Origin of the sequence: Chryseobacterium sp. SIMBA_038, from assembly GCF_046535115.1 — a bacterium.
Classification (GTDB): Bacteria; Bacteroidota; Bacteroidia; order Flavobacteriales; family Weeksellaceae; genus Chryseobacterium.
The window spans coordinates 1-682 of sequence record NZ_JAWRXH010000019.1; the positions used below are offsets into that span (position 1 = coordinate 1).

Annotated in this window: 1 pseudogene; it reads right to left on the bottom strand. The window is 48.5% G+C overall.

What is annotated here, in order from left to right:
• Positions 1 to 682, bottom strand: a pseudogene (locus SB689_RS22525) (DNA polymerase); the annotation flags it as partial.

Consider the following 682-nt stretch of genomic DNA (forward strand, 5'->3'; position numbering starts at 1 on the left):
TTCGCGATTTCGTCCGCGTAAACTTTTTCTTTCGGTTTACCGAAGATCGCTTCGTAAACCGCTTCCAGGGTGTAGGTCGGCAGGTTGATGGTACGACGGATAACGTGGTACAGGTCGAAGTGGATACGACCTTTAACTTCAACCGCGGTCATGTCACCGATACGCTGCATTTTCGGTTCAGAACCGTCACGACCGATGGTCAGTTTGATACCCAGTTTTTCCGCACGTTTCGCCAGGTACGGCAGGTCGAAAGAGTCACCGTTGTAGGTGATGATGATGTCCGGGTCTTTTTCACGGATGATTTTCAGGAAACGTTTGATCATTTCACGTTCAGAAGAAACAACTTCAACGTACGGCAGGTCGATTTTTTTCCAGGTGATAACTTTCGCTTCTTCTTCGTCCGCGTAAGAGATCATGATGATCGGACCTTTACCGAATTCTTCACCTTCCTTGTACAGGGTTTCGATGTCGAACGCCAGCAGTTTCAGTTCTTCGTCACCTTCCATCGGGATCAGACCTTTGTCGATCAGGTAACGTTTCGCGAACGGGATGTCGTATTCGAAGATGTCAACAACCGCAGAGTGTTCACGGATTTTTTCACGGATGGTCGGAACGTCCTGCGGGTGTTCGAAGTACAGACGCCAAACGGTGATCGGACGACCCAGGAATTTTTTTTCAACTT